We start from the raw sequence: 14,117 nt of genomic DNA, 5'->3' as shown, positions 1-14,117 counted from the left end.
CGCCGGAGCGCGCCGCGAGGGCGGTCCGCGCGACAAGAGGGCCGGTCGGAGAGGGGCGGGGGGCGGCCCGGGGTCCTCCGGGCGGGCCGCGCGACTGTCTCCCCGATGACCGATCAAAGATCGTTTTCGCAGGTCGGCTTAGGTATGCCTAAGTGATGCACCGCACCGCGGGTCCGCCCGGACCGGCGCTTGTCAGGCTCTGAGGAATTACGCAACAATGGCGTTGTGAAAAACGTCGGCGAAGCTCGGGAGACCCCCATGGGGGCCTCTGAGGAGGAGCTAGCGACCGGGGAGCGCTCGACGCGCAACCGGATCGCGCGGTCCATCCTGGACCACGGCCCGTCGACCGTCGCCGAACTCGCCGGGCGGCTGGGGCTCACCCAGGCGGCCGTACGGCGGCACCTGGACGCACTGGTCGCGGACGATGTCGTCGAGGCGCGTGAGCAGCGCGTGTACGGGGCGCGTACGCGCGGTCGCCCCGCCAAGGTCTTCGTGCTCACCGACTGCGGCCGCGACGCCTTCGACCAGTCGTACGACAAGCTCGCCGCGGACGCCCTGCGCTGGATCGCCGCGCGGGAGGGCGGGGAAGCGGCGGTCGCCGCCTTCGCGCGTGCCCGGGTCGCCGCCCAGGCCGGGGCGTACCGTGAGGCGGTCGAGTCCGCCGACCCCGACCAGCGGACCGAAGCGCTGGCCAAGGCCCTGAGCGCCGACGGGTACGCTGCCACGGCGCGCAGCGCGCCCCTCCCGCACACGGGCGAGCAGCTGTGCCAGCACCACTGCCCGGTCGCGCATGTCGCGGAGCAGTTCCCGCAGCTGTGCGAGGCCGAGACGGAGATCTTCTCCCAGCTGCTCGGCACGCACGTCCAGCGACTGGCGACGATCGCGCACGGCGACGGCGTCTGCACGACGTTCATCCCGAAGGCGGCACACGCCTCGAAGAAGTCCAAGACCACCCACAACGCATCTGCCAGCACGGCCGGGAGGAACCCCGCATGACTCTCCCCACGGAGACCGCCCACCCCGAACTGGAGGGCCTGGGCAAGTACGAGTACGGCTGGGCCGACTCCGACGAGGCCGGTGCCGCGGCGAAGCGCGGTCTGAACGAGGACGTCGTCCGCGACATCTCGGCGAAGAAGTCCGAGCCGGAGTGGATGACGAAGCTGCGCCTCAAGGGCCTGAAGCTCTTCGAGAAGAAGCCCATGCCGAACTGGGGCTCGGACCTGTCGGGCATCGACTTCGACAACATCAAGTACTTCGTGCGCTCCACGGAGAAGCAGGCGCAGTCCTGGGAGGACCTGCCTGAGGACATCAAGAACACCTACGACAGGCTCGGCATCCCGGAGGCGGAGAAGCAGCGCCTGGTGGCCGGTGTCGCGGCCCAGTACGAGTCGGAGGTCGTCTACCACCAGATCCGCGAGGACCTGGAGGAGCAGGGCGTCGTCTTCCTGGACACCGACTCGGCCCTGAAGCAGTACCCGGAACTCTTCAAGCAGTACTTCGGGACCGTCATCCCGGTCGGTGACAACAAGTTCGCCGCGCTGAACACCGCCGTGTGGTCCGGAGGCTCCTTCATCTACGTGCCGCCGGGCGTGCACGTGGAGATCCCGCTGCAGGCGTACTTCCGCATCAACACCGAGAACATGGGCCAGTTCGAGCGGACCCTGATCATCGTCGACGAGGGTGCCTACGTGCACTACGTCGAGGGGTGCACGGCCCCGATCTACAAGTCCGACTCGCTGCACTCCGCGGTCGTCGAGATCATCGTCAAGAAGAACGCCCGCTGCCGCTACACGACCATCCAGAACTGGTCGAACAACGTCTACAACCTGGTCACCAAGCGTGCCGTGGCCTACGAGGGCGCGACCATGGAGTGGGTCGACGGCAACATCGGCTCCAAGGTGACGATGAAGTACCCGGCCGTCTACCTGATGGGCGAGCACGCCAAGGGCGAGACCCTCTCCATCGCCTTCGCGGGCGAGGGCCAGCACCAGGACGCCGGCGCCAAGATGGTCCACATGGCGCCGAACACGTCGTCGAACATCGTCTCCAAGTCGGTGGCGCGCGGCGGCGGCCGTACCTCCTACCGCGGCCTCATCGAGATCGGCGAGGGTGCCCCGGGCGCCAAGTCGAACGTGCTCTGCGACGCCCTGCTCGTCGACACGATCTCGCGGTCCGACACGTACCCGTACGTCGACGTCCGCGAGGACGACGTGTCCATGGGCCACGAGGCCACCGTCTCCAAGGTCTCCGAGGACCAGCTCTTCTACCTGATGAGCCGCGGTCTGTCCGAGGACGAGGCGATGGCGATGATCGTGCGCGGCTTCGTCGAGCCGATCGCCAAGGAGCTGCCCATGGAGTACGCGCTGGAGCTCAACCGGCTGATCGAGCTGCAGATGGAAGGCGCGGTCGGCTGACCGGCCCCTCCGAGCAGTAGCGGCCCGCCCGTACGGGGCGGGCCGAAGATCACAACCGACGCAGGAAGAGAGCACAACGACAGCCATGGCCGAGGCCCAGAACATCCCGGTGATCCCGGCGGGCTCCACCACCGCCGGCTCGATCGCGGTGGCCGCCGAGTCGACCGTCGCCACGCGCATGAGCGCGCCGCCGTCCTTCGACGTCGCGGACTTCCCGGTCCCGCACGGCCGCGAGGAGGAGTGGCGGTTCACGCCGCTGGAGCGGCTGCGCGGGCTGCACGACGGCACCGCCGCAGCCACCAGTGAGGGCGTGAAGGTCGTCGTCGAGGCCCCCGAGGGCGTCATCGTCGAGACCGTCGGCCGCGACGACGCGCGGCTCGGCCGGGCGGGCACCCCCGTGGACCGTGTCGCCGCGCAGGCGTACTCCGCCTTCGAGAAGGCGTCGGTCGTGACCGTCCCGAAGGAGACCGTCCTCACCGAGCCGATCCGCATCGCCGTACACGGCCAGGGCGGGGTCGCCTACGGCCACCAGGTGATCGAACTCGGCGCCTTCGCCGAGGCGGTCGTCGTCATCGACCACACCGGTGACGCGGTGCTCGCCGCGGGCGTCGACTACCTCCTGGGCGACGGCGCCAAGCTGACCGTCGTATCCGTCCAGGACTGGGATGACCGGGCCGTGCACGCGGCCCAGCACAACGCGCTGGTCGGCCGCGACGCGTCCTTCAAGTCGATCGTCGTGACCTTCGGCGGCGACGTGGTCCGGCTGCACCCGCGGGTGACGTACGCGGGCCCGGGGGGCGAGGCCGAGCTGTACGGCCTGTACTTCACCGACCGCGGCCAGCACCAGGAGCACCGCCTCTTCGTCGACCACAACACCCCGCACTGCAAGTCGAACGTCGCCTACAAGGGCGCGCTCCAGGGCGACGACGCCCACGCGGTGTGGATCGGCGACGTCCTGATCGAGGCCGCGGCCGAGGGCACGGACACCTACGAGATGAACCGCAACCTGGTCCTGACGGACGGCGCGCGGGTCGACTCGGTCCCGAACCTGGAGATCGAGACCGGCGAGATCGCCGGCGCCGGCCACGCGTCCGCCACCGGCCGCTTCGACGACGAGCAGCTCTTCTACCTGATGGCCCGCGGCATCCCGGAACACGAGGCGCGCCGCCTGGTGGTCCGCGGCTTTTTCGCCGAGCTGGTCCAGCAGATCGGCGTCCAGGACATCGAGGAGCGCCTGCTCACCAAGATCGAAGAGGAGCTGGAGGCGTCGGTCGCATGACCACATTCGTACGCGCCTGCGGGCTGAGCGAGCTGGAGGAGAACACCCCGAAGCGGGTGGAGCTCGACGGCACGCCCATCTCGGTCGTGAAGACCGAGGGAGAGGTGTTCGCGATCAACGACATCTGCTCCCACGCGAACGTCTCGCTCTCCGAGGGCGAGGTGGAGGACTGCCAGATCGAGTGTTGGCTGCACGGCTCCAGCTTCGACCTCCGCACCGGCAAGCCGTCCGGCCTTCCCGCGACGCGCCCCGTCCCCGTATACCCCGTAAAGATCGAAGGGGACGACGTGCTCGTCTCCCTCACCCAGGAGTCCTGAGGCACCCATGGCAACGCTTGAAATCCGAGACCTGCATGTCACCGTCGAGGCAGACAACGCCACGAAGGAGATCCTCAAGGGCGTCGACCTCACCGTGAAGCAGGGCGAGACACACGCCATCATGGGCCCCAACGGCTCCGGCAAGTCGACCCTCGCCTACTCGCTCGCGGGTCACCCCAAGTACACGGTCACCAGCGGCACCGTGCTGCTCGACGGCGAGGACGTCCTGGCGATGTCCGTCGACGAACGCGCCCGCGCGGGCCTGTTCCTGGCGATGCAGTACCCGGTCGAGGTCCCCGGCGTCTCGGTCTCCAACTTCCTGCGCACGTCCGCGACCGCCGTCCGCGGCGAGGCACCGAAGCTGCGCACCTGGGTGAAGGAGGTCAAGGGGGCCATGGAGCGCCTCAGCATGGACCCGACCTTCGCCGAGCGCAATGTGAACGAGGGCTTCTCCGGCGGTGAGAAGAAGCGCCACGAGATCCTCCAGCTGGAACTGCTCAAGCCGAGGATCGCGATCCTCGACGAGACCGACTCCGGCCTGGACGTCGACGCCCTGCGCATCGTGTCCGAGGGCGTCAACCGCGTCCGTGACACCGGCGAGGTCGGCACCCTGCTGATCACGCACTACACGCGCATCCTGCGCTACATCAAGCCCGACCAAGTCCATGTGTTCGCCGGCGGCCGCATCGTCGAGTCCGGCGGCCCCGAGCTCGCGGACAAGCTGGAGGACGAGGGCTACGAGGCATACGTGAAGGGTGGCCCCGTGAGCGGAGCGAACTCAGGGGAGGGCGTCGCGTGACACAGCTGCCGGGCCTCCTCGACACCGAGGCGATCCGCAAGGACTTCCCCGTCCTGGACCGGCTGGTCCACGACGGCAAGAAGCTCGTGTACCTGGACAACGCGGCGACCTCGCAGAAGCCGCGCCAGGTGCTGGACGTCCTGAGCGAGTACTACGAGCGCCACAACGCCAACGTCCACCGCGGGGTGCATGTGCTCGCCGAGGAGGCCACGGCGCTGTACGAGGGCGCACGCGACAAGGTCGCCGCGTTCATCAACGCGCCGAGCCGCGACGAGGTGATCTTCACCAAGAACGCCTCCGAGTCGCTCAATCTGGTGGCGAACATGCTGGGCTGGGCCGACGAGCCCTACCGGGTGGACCACGACACCGAGATCGTCATCACGGAGATGGAGCACCACTCCAACATCGTCCCGTGGCAGCTGCTGGCGCAGCGCACGGGTGCGAAGCTGAAGTGGTTCGGCCTCACGGACGACGGCCGGCTGGACCTGTCGGCCGTCGACGAGGTCATCACCGAGAAGACGAAGATCGTCTCCTTCGTGCTGGTGTCCAACATCCTGGGCACGCTCAACCCGGTCGAGGCGATAGTGCGCCGCGCGCAGGAGGTCGGCGCGCTGGTCTGTGTCGACGCCTCGCAGGCCGCGCCCCACATGCCGCTCGACGTGCAGGCCCTGCAGGCCGACTTCGTGGCCTTCACCGGCCACAAGATGTGCGGCCCGACGGGCATCGGCGTCCTCTGGGGCCGCCAGGAACTGCTGGAGGACCTGCCCCCGTTCCTGGGCGGCGGCGAGATGATCGAGACGGTCTCGATGCACTCGTCGACCTACGCACCGGCCCCGCACAAGTTCGAGGCGGGCACGCCGCCGATCGCGCAGGCGGTCGGCCTGGGTGCGGCGATCGACTACCTCGGCTCGATCGGCATGGACAGGATCCTCGCCCATGAGCACGCGATCACCGAGTACGCGGTGCAGCGGCTGGCCGAGGTCCCCGATCTGAAGATCATCGGACCGGGCACGGCCGAGGACCGGGGCGCGGCGATCTCCTTCACTCTGGGAGACATCCATCCGCACGACGTGGGCCAGGTCCTCGACGAACAGGGCATCGCCGTCCGGGTCGGCCACCACTGTGCCCGTCCGGTCTGCCTCCGTTACGGAATTCCGGCGACCACACGAGCGTCGTTCTATCTGTACTCCACGCCGGCCGAGATCGATGCACTGGTCGAGGGGCTGGAGCACGTACGGAACTTCTTCGGCTGACAGGGACGCGAGGGCAGGCGTTGTGAAGCTTGATTCGATGTACCAGGAAGTCATCCTGGACCACTACAAGAACCCGCACGGTCGTGGTCTCAGGGATGGCGACGCCGAGGTGCACCACACCAATCCGACCTGTGGCGACGAGATCACGCTGCGTGTGAAGTACGACGGCACGACGATCAGGGACGTGTCGTACGAGGGGCAGGGCTGCTCCATCAGCCAGGCATCGGCCTCCGTACTGAACGACCTGCTCGTCGGCAAGGAGCTGGCCGAGGCGCAGAAGATCCAGGAGACCTTTCTGGAGCTGATGCAGTCCAGGGGCCGGATCGAGCCCGACGACGCGATGGAGGAAGTCCTGGAGGACGCGGTCGCGTTCGCGGGCGTCTCCAAGTACCCGGCGAGGGTGAAGTGCGCCCTCCTGAGCTGGATGGCGTGGAAGGACGCGACGGCCCAGGCGCTGGGCGGAGCCGACGCCGAAAGGAAGACGGCATGAGTGACACCGTGGAGACGAAGCCGGTCTCGGAGGAGGAAATCCGCGAGGCCCTGATGGACGTGGTCGACCCCGAGCTGGGAATCGACGTCGTCAACCTCGGCCTCATCTACGGCATCCACATCGACGAGGCGGCGAACATCGCCACCGTCGACATGACCCTGACGTCCGCGGCCTGTCCGCTGACGGACGTCATCGAGGACCAGGCCATGTCCGCCACGGAGGGCCTCGTCGACGAGCTGCGCATCAACTGGGTCTGGATGCCGCCGTGGGGCCCCGACAAGATCACGGACGAGGGCCGCGAGCAGTTGCGGGCACTCGGGTTCAACGTCTGAGGCCCCTGGCCCCCACCGGCCGGGGACAACGGCGGCGTCCGGCGGACGCCGCCGTTTCGCGTGCTCAGGCCAGTCCGTCCACCAGCCGGAACGCCGAGTCCGCGCGGTAGAGGGGGGTCTGCTGGTACGGGTCCAGACGCAGCTGGAAGTTCTGGTGGCGCAGGAAGCGGCCCGGGTAGTTGACCGACTCCAGCATGACCGCGCCGGAGTACGACGCCGGTCGGGGACAGAAGGTGGCGTCCTGCCCGAACAGTGTGGAGCCGTCGTTGCGTTCGGCGCGCAACAGGAAGTTCCGGTGGCGCAGATAGCCGCCGTCGGCCGTGGCGAACGAGTAACAGGAGCCGTCGGCCAGGCCCTTGACCAGGGTGAAGGTGGAGTTTCGCCGGTCGTGAGCGGAGCCGGCCGGGTCGAGCTTCACATAGTCGCCGCTCACCTGCCAGTAGCGGTCGGGGTAGTTGACCGACCGGACCGACCTCGTCGGTGTCGCGGCGGGCGTGGACGCGGACGCGCTGGACGTGGCGGCGGCCGACGCCGAGGAGTGGGCGGCCGGTCCCGAACCGGGCGCGGGCTTCCCGGACTTCGGGGAGGGCGATCCGTCCGCGGCCGTCCTGGAGGGGCCGGCGGAGGCCATGCCGCTCTTCCCGACGGGCGCCGGGACGGAGGGGGCGGGCAGCGGGGCGTCGGGCACGTCCGGCTCGCCCAGCGCGACCGCGGCGTCCTGTGTGCGCTGGGGTGATGCCCCGTCAGACGCACTGCCCGCCAAGGAGATCGCTATCGCACTGGTGGAGAAGACGGCCACGGCGAGCAGACCGGCCGCCCACAGCCTGCGCGTCCCGGGCGTACGGTCCTCGCCCGGAGCCTCACCGGTCTCCCACACCGGGGAGGGGCCTGGCCGGTCGGGAGCGGATGGGGGGTTCGTTTCTGGCATGCGCGGGTCCCTCAGCGTCGCCGTACGGCGGACGCGGAATCGTCAAGTGGTGGTGGCGCAAGGGGCACAAGGGGCACAAGGGAAGGCAAGGCAAGCAGGAGCGAGAGCAGGGGCAGCCGGCCACGGACGCGTGGCGCGGCGGCGGTGGCCGCCGGGTGCGCGGCCGGTGAAACAGTAGTGGACATGACGGGCTTCCAGAACCCGTTTCGGAGAGCGGTTTCCCCGTGCGGCCCGCCGGCCCGCGGACCCGCTCGTGTACGGCCGTACACATCGATGCGTACACTCGTACACATGGACTACGCCTTCCTCGCCGGAGCCATCGCCTCCGAAGTCGTCGCGACGTCCGCCATGAAGTACAGCGACGGCTTCAGCAGGCTCTGGCCCTCGCTGGTGACCGTCCTCGGCTACGTCATCTCCTTCGTGCTGCTCGCACAGGCCCTGAAGACCCTGTCGATCGGCACGGCCTACGCGATCTGGTCCGGCGTCGGCACCGCGACCGTCGCCGCGATCGGCCTGGTGCTCTTCGGCGAGGGACTGGGCCTCGCGAAGATCGCCGGGATAGGGCTGATCATCGGCGGGGTGGTGGTCCTGAACCTCGGAGGCGTGCACTGATGCCCCGGCGCCACGACCCCGCGCGGCGGCAGCGGATCATCGACGCGGCGATCCGGGTCGTGGGGAAGAAGGGCATCGCGGGGCTCAGCCACCGCTCCGTCGCCGCCGAGGCCGATGTGCCGCTCGGCTCCACCACGTACCACTTCGCGACCCTCGACGAGCTGATGGTCGCGGCGCTGCGCCAGGTGAACGAGGGCTTCGCCAAGGTACTGGCCGCGAGCGGTGTGGCGCAGGACGCGGAGGGCGACCTCGCCGCGGACCTGGCCCGGGCCCTGGGGGAGTGGCTGGACCGCGACCGCGCCAGTGTCGAGCTCGAGTACGAGCTCTACCTCGCGGCCCTGCGCCGGCCGGCCCTGCGCCCCGTCGCCGCGGAGTGGACCGAGGAGACCGCGACCCGCCTGGCCCGGCGCATCGACCCGGCCACCGCGCGTGCCCTGCTCGCCCTGACGGACGGGATCTGCCTGCAGGTGCTGCTCACGGGTGCGCGGTACGACGAGGAGTACGCGAGGGAGATGTTCACGCGGGTGATGGGCGGGTGATGGGCGGGTGACGGCCCGGCGACCGGCGCGCCTCCGGACACGGTCGGCGCGACTCCGGGCGATGGTCGGCGCGCCTCCGGGCGACGGTCAGGGCGCCCGGCGGCGATGGGCGGCGATGGGCGGCGTCTCCGGACTCCGGTTTCCGGGCCGGGCGCGCACCGGGGGCCGTGGCCCGGGACCGGCGGCCCTGTCCCTGCCCCTGGCCGCGGGTGCCGGGTGCCGGGTGCCGTGGCCCGGTACGTGAGACGTCCGGGTACGGGTTCGCCGGAGCGCCCCCGGCCACGTTAGGTTTCCCCTATGACCGACACGACTGCTCCTCGTACCACCGGTGCGGTGGCCGCCGGCCTTGCCACGATCGCCGCCGACGGCACCGTCCTCGACACCTGGTTCCCCGCGCCCGGACTGGCCGCCGGGCCCGGACCGTCCGGCACCGAACGGCTGTCCGCCGAGCGGGCCGTGGAACTGCTCGGCGAGGGCGCAGCGAAGGCGATCGGCCCGGACGCCCGGCGGGGCGTCGAGGTGGTCGCGGTCCGCACGGTCATCGCCTCGCTCGACGACAAGCCGATCGACGCGCACGACGTCTACCTGCGCCTCCACCTGCTCTCGCACCGCCTGGTCAAGCCGCACGGCCAGAACCTGGACGGCATGTTCGGCTTCCTGGCCAACGTGGCCTGGACCTCGCTGGGCCCGGTCGCCGTCGACGACATCGAGACGGTGCGGCTGAACGCCCGCGCCGAGGGTCTGCACCTGCAGGTGACCTCGATCGACAAGTTCCCGCGCATGACGGACTACGTCGCGCCGAAGGGCGTCCGCATCGCCGACGCCGACCGGGTGCGGCTCGGGGCGCACCTCGCCGAGGGCACCACGGTCATGCACGAGGGCTTCGTGAACTTCAACGCCGGCACGCTCGGCACCTCCATGGTCGAGGGCCGCATCTCCGCGGGCGTCGTGGTCGGTGACGGCTCGGACATCGGCGGCGGAGCCTCCACCATGGGCACGCTCTCCGGCGGCGGCAACGTGATCATCTCCATCGGCGAGCGCTGCCTCATCGGCGCGGAGGCGGGCGTCGGCATCGCCCTCGGCGACGAGTGCGTCGTCGAGGCCGGCCTGTACGTCACCGCCGGCACCCGGGTCACCCTGCCCGACGGCCAGATCGTCAAGGCCCGCGAGCTCTCCGGCGCCTCCCACATCCTGTTCCGCCGCAACTCGGTCACGGGCGCGGTCGAGGCCCGCCCGAACAACGCGGTCTGGGGCGGTCTGAACGAGGTCCTGCACAGCCACAACTGATCACCGGCGGCCCCGCGCCGCGGCGAGCGCCCCTCCACGGTCCGAGGACGGTGGGAGGGCGCTCCGGCCGCTCGGGACCTCGACTAAACTCGCCAGGTGACCGAAATACTGCCCCCCTGCCCCGAGTGCTCCAGCGAGTACACCTACGAGATGAGTCCTCTCCTGGTCTGCCCGGAGTGCGCGCACGAGTGGACCCCCGCGCCCCCGGCCACCGAGAGCGCGGCCGAGAGCGGGGTCGTCAAGGACGCGGTGGGCAATGTGCTCGCCGACGGCGACACCGTCACGGTGATCAAGAGCCTCAAGGTCAAGGGCAGCCCCACCGGGATCAAGGCCGGCACCAAGGTGCGCAACATCCGTCTCGTCAGCGGCGTGGACGGCCATGACATCGACTGCAGGATCGACGGGTTCGGCGCCATGCAGCTCAAGTCCGGCGTGGTCAGGAAGGCCTGACCGGAAGCCCTGAACCAGTGCCTGACCCGAAGGGGGCCGGCCTCAGGAGGTCGTGAGGACGACGAGCTGCCCGGTCGCCCGGGTCATCGCGACATAGCGGTCGACCGCTCCTTCGACTGGGCGGACTCGAGCCCGGCAGCCGCCTCGGGATTGGCGGATTCGGGCCACGCGCGGCCTACTGCGCCTGGTCGCAGTGCCCGGAGCCGGCACGGACCCACCAAATGCCGCGACGTGCTCGGCGTGACGGCGTCCCGGCTCGGGGACTGAAGGCCCCGCCGATCCGCCACGGGGGAAGCGGACGGACGGGGCCGGTTCACTGCAGCTCGGCAGCGTTCGAGCGGACGCCGACTACGCGACGGTCCGGCCGACGGGCTCGGACGGCCCGGCGGCGTGAGGCGGCGGCCTGGTCGGGGGTCCGTCTCGCCGGGCTTTGGAGTCCGGTGACACGGGGCGGTGGTTGTGGCGATGCCCTGGGCGGCTGTCCTGGGACCCCTGTCGCCCGGGGCGGGGCGGCAGGGATCAGCGGTCCGGCCGAAGGGCTCGCGCGAGCAGGACGCGGGCGAGGATCCGCACCGCGTCCGGGTCCGGGCCGACGCGGTCGGCGTGATCGCGGTGGGCCCAGAGGTCCCAGCCGGGCCCGCTGTTGCCCGTCTCGCGCCCCAGGTACACCGCGGCCTCCGGGTCGCTGACCGGCTCGTCACAGGCGCGGCACACATGCGACGCGGCGGTCACATCGGGCACCACCGGCCAGCGTCTCGTAGTGGTCCGCGAGGGCGGTCAGCGAGCGGGCCAGACGGCGTGCGTGGGCGACGGCCCCGCCCGGCGCCGGGCTCGGCGCGGCGGCGAGCTTCCTGCGGGCCTCCCCCGTGCAGGCGAGTGCGCAGTACCTGGGGATGCTGTCCTCCGGGAGTTGCTCGGTCAGTTGCTCGATCTCGGGCATGAGCAGCCCCAGATGCTCCCGCAGCAGGCCGGTCAGCCTCTCCAGCTCGTCGGCGGCCGGCGGCAGCGCCTCGGGGGCGGCGTCCGGGTCGAGCAGCCGGTTCGCGATCTCGCGCATCGCCGCGATGTCCGGCACCCGCGTGCCACTCTCGGTCTCCGCGGTCCCCGTCACCGGTCACCTCCTGCCCGGTGGATGGGGCAGCGGCAGGGTCCCGGATCGGTACTGAGCGGCTCCAACGCGGGCTCGTAGTCGTGCGGAAGGCTCATCACGGTGCCGCGGTCCTGAATGACCGAGCCGTGGCGGTCCACTCGGTACACGCGGATGCTCATCTTGACCCTCGGGCGTGCCGGGGTCGTAGTGTTCGTCATGCCGACGTTCCCTCGAAGCGTTGACCGGCCCCGGAGCCGTTCGCGCGGCTGCCGGGGCACGCCTTGCGGTGACGTCCGCAGGGCCGCGGGGTGGCGTCGGCCGATGCCTTCGGAGCGAGTCGACCGCGTGCCATCCCACTGCTCCCGCGTCGTCGTTGTTGACCAGGCGTGAGAACAGAGTGACGCTCCGAAAGGGGCACAACGCTCACAGTCTTGTGAGCGTTGCGGGCGCGGCCTACAGACCGATCCAGGCCGCCATGTGATTCAGGGTGTCCGGGGTTCGCCGCGACAGGTGAATGAGGCCCGTGATGGTCTCCCGGGCCGCCGGGTGATACCGGGTCTGCTCGGGAGCCATGCGCCGCGCCGCGACCAGCGACTTCAACGCGTCCTCGGTGTTCCCGGTCTCCAGTTCGGTGCGGGCCTGGTCGATCAGGAAGTGCGCGCGGCGGGACGTCGCGAGCTTCGGCGGCAGCTTCTTGCCGATCTTCCGGGCCTTCTTGAGCGCGTCGTCGTACTGGCGCATCTCGACAGCGGCGGACATCTCGTGCAGGTCCACGTTGGCCGGGCCGAAGGACAGCCAGTGCACCTCGGAGGCGTCACCGATCCGTTTCGCGATCCGGCGCGCCTCGCCGATGTGCACCTTCACGGCCGCCTCGTCCTCGGCCCGTGCGGAGATGACCGAGGCGCCGAGGTGCAACTGCCCGGCAACGGCCAGGGCCTCGCGGGTGTCGTCGGCCTGGTCGACCATGCTGTGTCCGGAGGCGATGAGCCGCTGCCCGATCCGGTACTCACCCTCACGGAAGTACACCAGGGCCCGCATGTACTGGCGCACGGCCGCAAGACACGGGGCGGACGCGCGCTGCGCCGCCCAGTCCATCCGGTCCAGGGCGACCGCGGACAGGTCGTAGTAGCCGAGCTTCACGCTGATGTCGTGCGCGGTGCGGTAGGCAGAGGCGAGCGCCTGCCACACCTCGGTCGACGGTGTCGACCAGGCGGTGTGCGTGAGTTCGGCGATGAGGCCCGGAAGGTCGCGGGCGGCGTTCCGCAGATGGGCGGCGCGGACCTCCTCGCACAGGTGGTCCGCCCGCGTGACGAGCCGGTCTGCCGGCCGAACGGTCAGGTCCGGGTCGGGGCCGAGGTCATACAGGTCAAGCGATTCACGGATCGGCCGCACCAGCGCGGCGAGCCGGTCGCGCTGCAACTCGGTCACGTACGGCTGCCCCGTCAGCGCGGTCACGTCGACCTTGAGGACCTTGGCGCACGCGGCCACGAAGGCGGCCGTCGCCGGGCGGGCCCCGCACTCCACCTGATTGAGGTAGCTGTACGAGTACGGCAGCAGATCGGCCATCCGGCGTTGAGTGAGCCTGGCCAGTCTGCGCTGCTCCTTGATGCGTGCACCCGTGTGGTCATCATCCACTGTGGGCATACCGGTCTCCGTTCTGGCACCCACGGGGAACAGTACCCGCGCCCGGTCGGTGCGGGTTCCTCCTTCCGCTTCCGACTCCCTTGTGAGCGGGGACGGTTGGGTGTGGTCGGATAGGCGTATGACGACGACTTCCGGTGTGCTGTACCTGTTCGGCTCGGCGGCCCCGCCGGTGTTCGACGTCGCGACGGTGATCCAGGATGCGCAGGCCCGGGGCTTCGACGTGTGCCTCGGCCTCACCCCGACCGCGGCGCTCTGGCTGGCGCCACAGCTGACCGAGCTGGAGCGGCTGACCGGCCATCCCGTGCGCAGCGAGTACAAGATGCCAGGCGAGCCGGACCTCTGGCCCAAGGCAGACGTGATCGCGGTCGCGCCGGCCACCTTCAACACGATCAATGAGTGGGCGCTCGGCCTCACGCATGACTTCGTGGTGGGCGTCGTCGCCGAGGGCATCGGCAAGGACATCCCGACCGTGACCATGCCGTGCGTGAATGCGGCCTACGCGCAGCATCGCCAGTTCCGGCGGAGTGTCGCCGAACTGCGCGCCATGAGGGTACGGGTCCTGTACGGACAGGGCGGCTTCGTGCCGAACCCGCCGGGCCAGGGCAAGCCGAAGGAGTATCCCTGGCACCTGGTCCTCACCGCGGCGGAGGAACTCGCCCGGACCTGATCAGCGGATCACCGTG

17 protein-coding genes are annotated in these 14,117 nt (G+C 70.2%); 13 read left to right on the top strand and 4 right to left on the bottom strand.

Annotation, left to right across the window (positions count from 1 at the left end; genetic code table 11):
• Positions 1–225: 225 nt before the first annotated feature.
• The 8 genes from ACZ79I_RS08825 (at position 226) to ACZ79I_RS08790 (ending at position 6,884) form a co-directional block, all read left to right on the top strand.
• Positions 226–996 carry a helix-turn-helix transcriptional regulator gene (locus ACZ79I_RS08825; protein ID WP_471495780.1) on the top strand — a complete coding sequence of 257 codons (771 nt, stop codon included), beginning with the start codon at positions 226–228 and terminating at the stop codon, positions 994–996.
• Complete coding sequence (gene sufB / locus ACZ79I_RS08820; RefSeq protein WP_471495779.1) at positions 993–2,414, top strand: Fe-S cluster assembly protein SufB; 1,422 nt, start codon at positions 993–995, stop codon at positions 2,412–2,414. Before ACZ79I_RS08825 ends, sufB begins: the two co-directional genes overlap by 4 nt.
• Positions 2,415–2,499: 85 nt before the next feature.
• Complete coding sequence (gene sufD / locus ACZ79I_RS08815) at positions 2,500–3,693, top strand: Fe-S cluster assembly protein SufD (RefSeq protein ID WP_471495778.1); 1,194 nt, start codon at positions 2,500–2,502, stop codon at positions 3,691–3,693.
• Entirely contained in the window at positions 3,690–4,010 is a 321-nt protein-coding gene (locus ACZ79I_RS08810) for a bifunctional 3-phenylpropionate/cinnamic acid dioxygenase ferredoxin subunit (RefSeq protein WP_471495776.1), read from the top strand. The genes sufD and ACZ79I_RS08810 overlap by 4 nt, the downstream gene beginning before the upstream one ends.
• Before the next feature lie 7 nt (positions 4,011–4,017).
• Positions 4,018–4,809 (top strand): Fe-S cluster assembly ATPase SufC, encoded by a 792-nt coding sequence (sufC, locus tag ACZ79I_RS08805; RefSeq protein WP_471495775.1) that lies wholly within the window; start codon positions 4,018–4,020, stop codon positions 4,807–4,809.
• Positions 4,806–6,062, top strand: coding sequence for a cysteine desulfurase (locus tag ACZ79I_RS08800; RefSeq protein ID WP_471495774.1), 1,257 nt, complete (start codon positions 4,806–4,808; stop codon positions 6,060–6,062). The genes sufC and ACZ79I_RS08800 overlap by 4 nt, the downstream gene beginning before the upstream one ends.
• Before the next feature lie 22 nt (positions 6,063–6,084).
• Positions 6,085–6,552: a Fe-S cluster assembly sulfur transfer protein SufU gene (gene sufU, locus ACZ79I_RS08795; RefSeq protein ID WP_471495772.1), complete on the top strand. Its 468-nt coding sequence runs from the start codon at positions 6,085–6,087 to the stop codon at positions 6,550–6,552.
• Positions 6,549–6,884, top strand: coding sequence for a metal-sulfur cluster assembly factor (locus ACZ79I_RS08790; RefSeq protein WP_471495771.1), 336 nt, complete (start codon positions 6,549–6,551; stop codon positions 6,882–6,884). The genes sufU and ACZ79I_RS08790 overlap by 4 nt, the downstream gene beginning before the upstream one ends.
• A 64-nt stretch (positions 6,885–6,948) precedes the next feature.
• Here ACZ79I_RS08790 and ACZ79I_RS08785 read toward each other — a convergent pair whose 3' ends face one another.
• Positions 6,949–7,812, bottom strand: a complete 864-nt coding sequence (locus ACZ79I_RS08785; protein ID WP_471495769.1) for an AbfB domain-containing protein — start codon at positions 7,810–7,812, stop codon at positions 6,949–6,951.
• 291 nt (positions 7,813–8,103) lie between these two features.
• Between ACZ79I_RS08785 and ACZ79I_RS08780 the strand changes: the two genes are divergently transcribed.
• The 4 genes from ACZ79I_RS08780 (at position 8,104) to ACZ79I_RS08765 (ending at position 10,700) form a co-directional block, all read left to right on the top strand.
• Positions 8,104–8,424: a DMT family transporter gene (locus tag ACZ79I_RS08780; protein ID WP_471495767.1), complete on the top strand. Its 321-nt coding sequence runs from the start codon at positions 8,104–8,106 to the stop codon at positions 8,422–8,424.
• Positions 8,424–8,963, top strand: coding sequence for a TetR/AcrR family transcriptional regulator (locus tag ACZ79I_RS08775; RefSeq protein WP_471495766.1), 540 nt, complete (start codon positions 8,424–8,426; stop codon positions 8,961–8,963). The genes ACZ79I_RS08780 and ACZ79I_RS08775 overlap by 1 nt, the downstream gene beginning before the upstream one ends.
• A gap of 297 nt (positions 8,964–9,260) precedes the next feature.
• Positions 9,261–10,250: a 2,3,4,5-tetrahydropyridine-2,6-dicarboxylate N-succinyltransferase gene (dapD, locus tag ACZ79I_RS08770; RefSeq protein WP_471495765.1), complete on the top strand. Its 990-nt coding sequence runs from the start codon at positions 9,261–9,263 to the stop codon at positions 10,248–10,250.
• A 96-nt stretch (positions 10,251–10,346) separates the two neighbouring features.
• Positions 10,347–10,700, top strand: a complete 354-nt coding sequence (locus ACZ79I_RS08765; RefSeq protein ID WP_471495763.1) for a zinc ribbon domain-containing protein YjdM — start codon at positions 10,347–10,349, stop codon at positions 10,698–10,700.
• A gap of 519 nt (positions 10,701–11,219) precedes the next feature.
• Here ACZ79I_RS08765 and ACZ79I_RS08760 read toward each other — a convergent pair.
• From ACZ79I_RS08760 to ACZ79I_RS08750, 3 genes are all read right to left on the bottom strand, one after another.
• Positions 11,220–11,432 (bottom strand): hypothetical protein, encoded by a 213-nt coding sequence (locus ACZ79I_RS08760; RefSeq protein WP_471495762.1) that lies wholly within the window; start codon positions 11,430–11,432, stop codon positions 11,220–11,222.
• Positions 11,398–11,811, bottom strand: coding sequence for a DUF6415 family natural product biosynthesis protein (locus ACZ79I_RS08755; RefSeq protein ID WP_471495760.1), 414 nt, complete (start codon positions 11,809–11,811; stop codon positions 11,398–11,400). The genes ACZ79I_RS08760 and ACZ79I_RS08755 overlap by 35 nt, the downstream gene beginning before the upstream one ends.
• 432 nt (positions 11,812–12,243) lie before the next feature.
• Positions 12,244–13,434, bottom strand: a complete 1,191-nt coding sequence (locus ACZ79I_RS08750; RefSeq protein WP_471495759.1) for a helix-turn-helix domain-containing protein — start codon at positions 13,432–13,434, stop codon at positions 12,244–12,246.
• A gap of 118 nt (positions 13,435–13,552) precedes the next feature.
• Between ACZ79I_RS08750 and ACZ79I_RS08745 the strand changes: the two genes are divergently transcribed.
• Positions 13,553–14,101: a flavoprotein gene (locus ACZ79I_RS08745; RefSeq protein ID WP_471495757.1), complete on the top strand. Its 549-nt coding sequence runs from the start codon at positions 13,553–13,555 to the stop codon at positions 14,099–14,101.
• The last annotated feature ends 16 nt before the right edge of the window (positions 14,102–14,117 follow it).

This window comes from Streptomyces sp. PSU-S4-23, from assembly GCF_055632315.1.
This window is presented reverse-complemented; position numbering and strand designations above follow the sequence as displayed.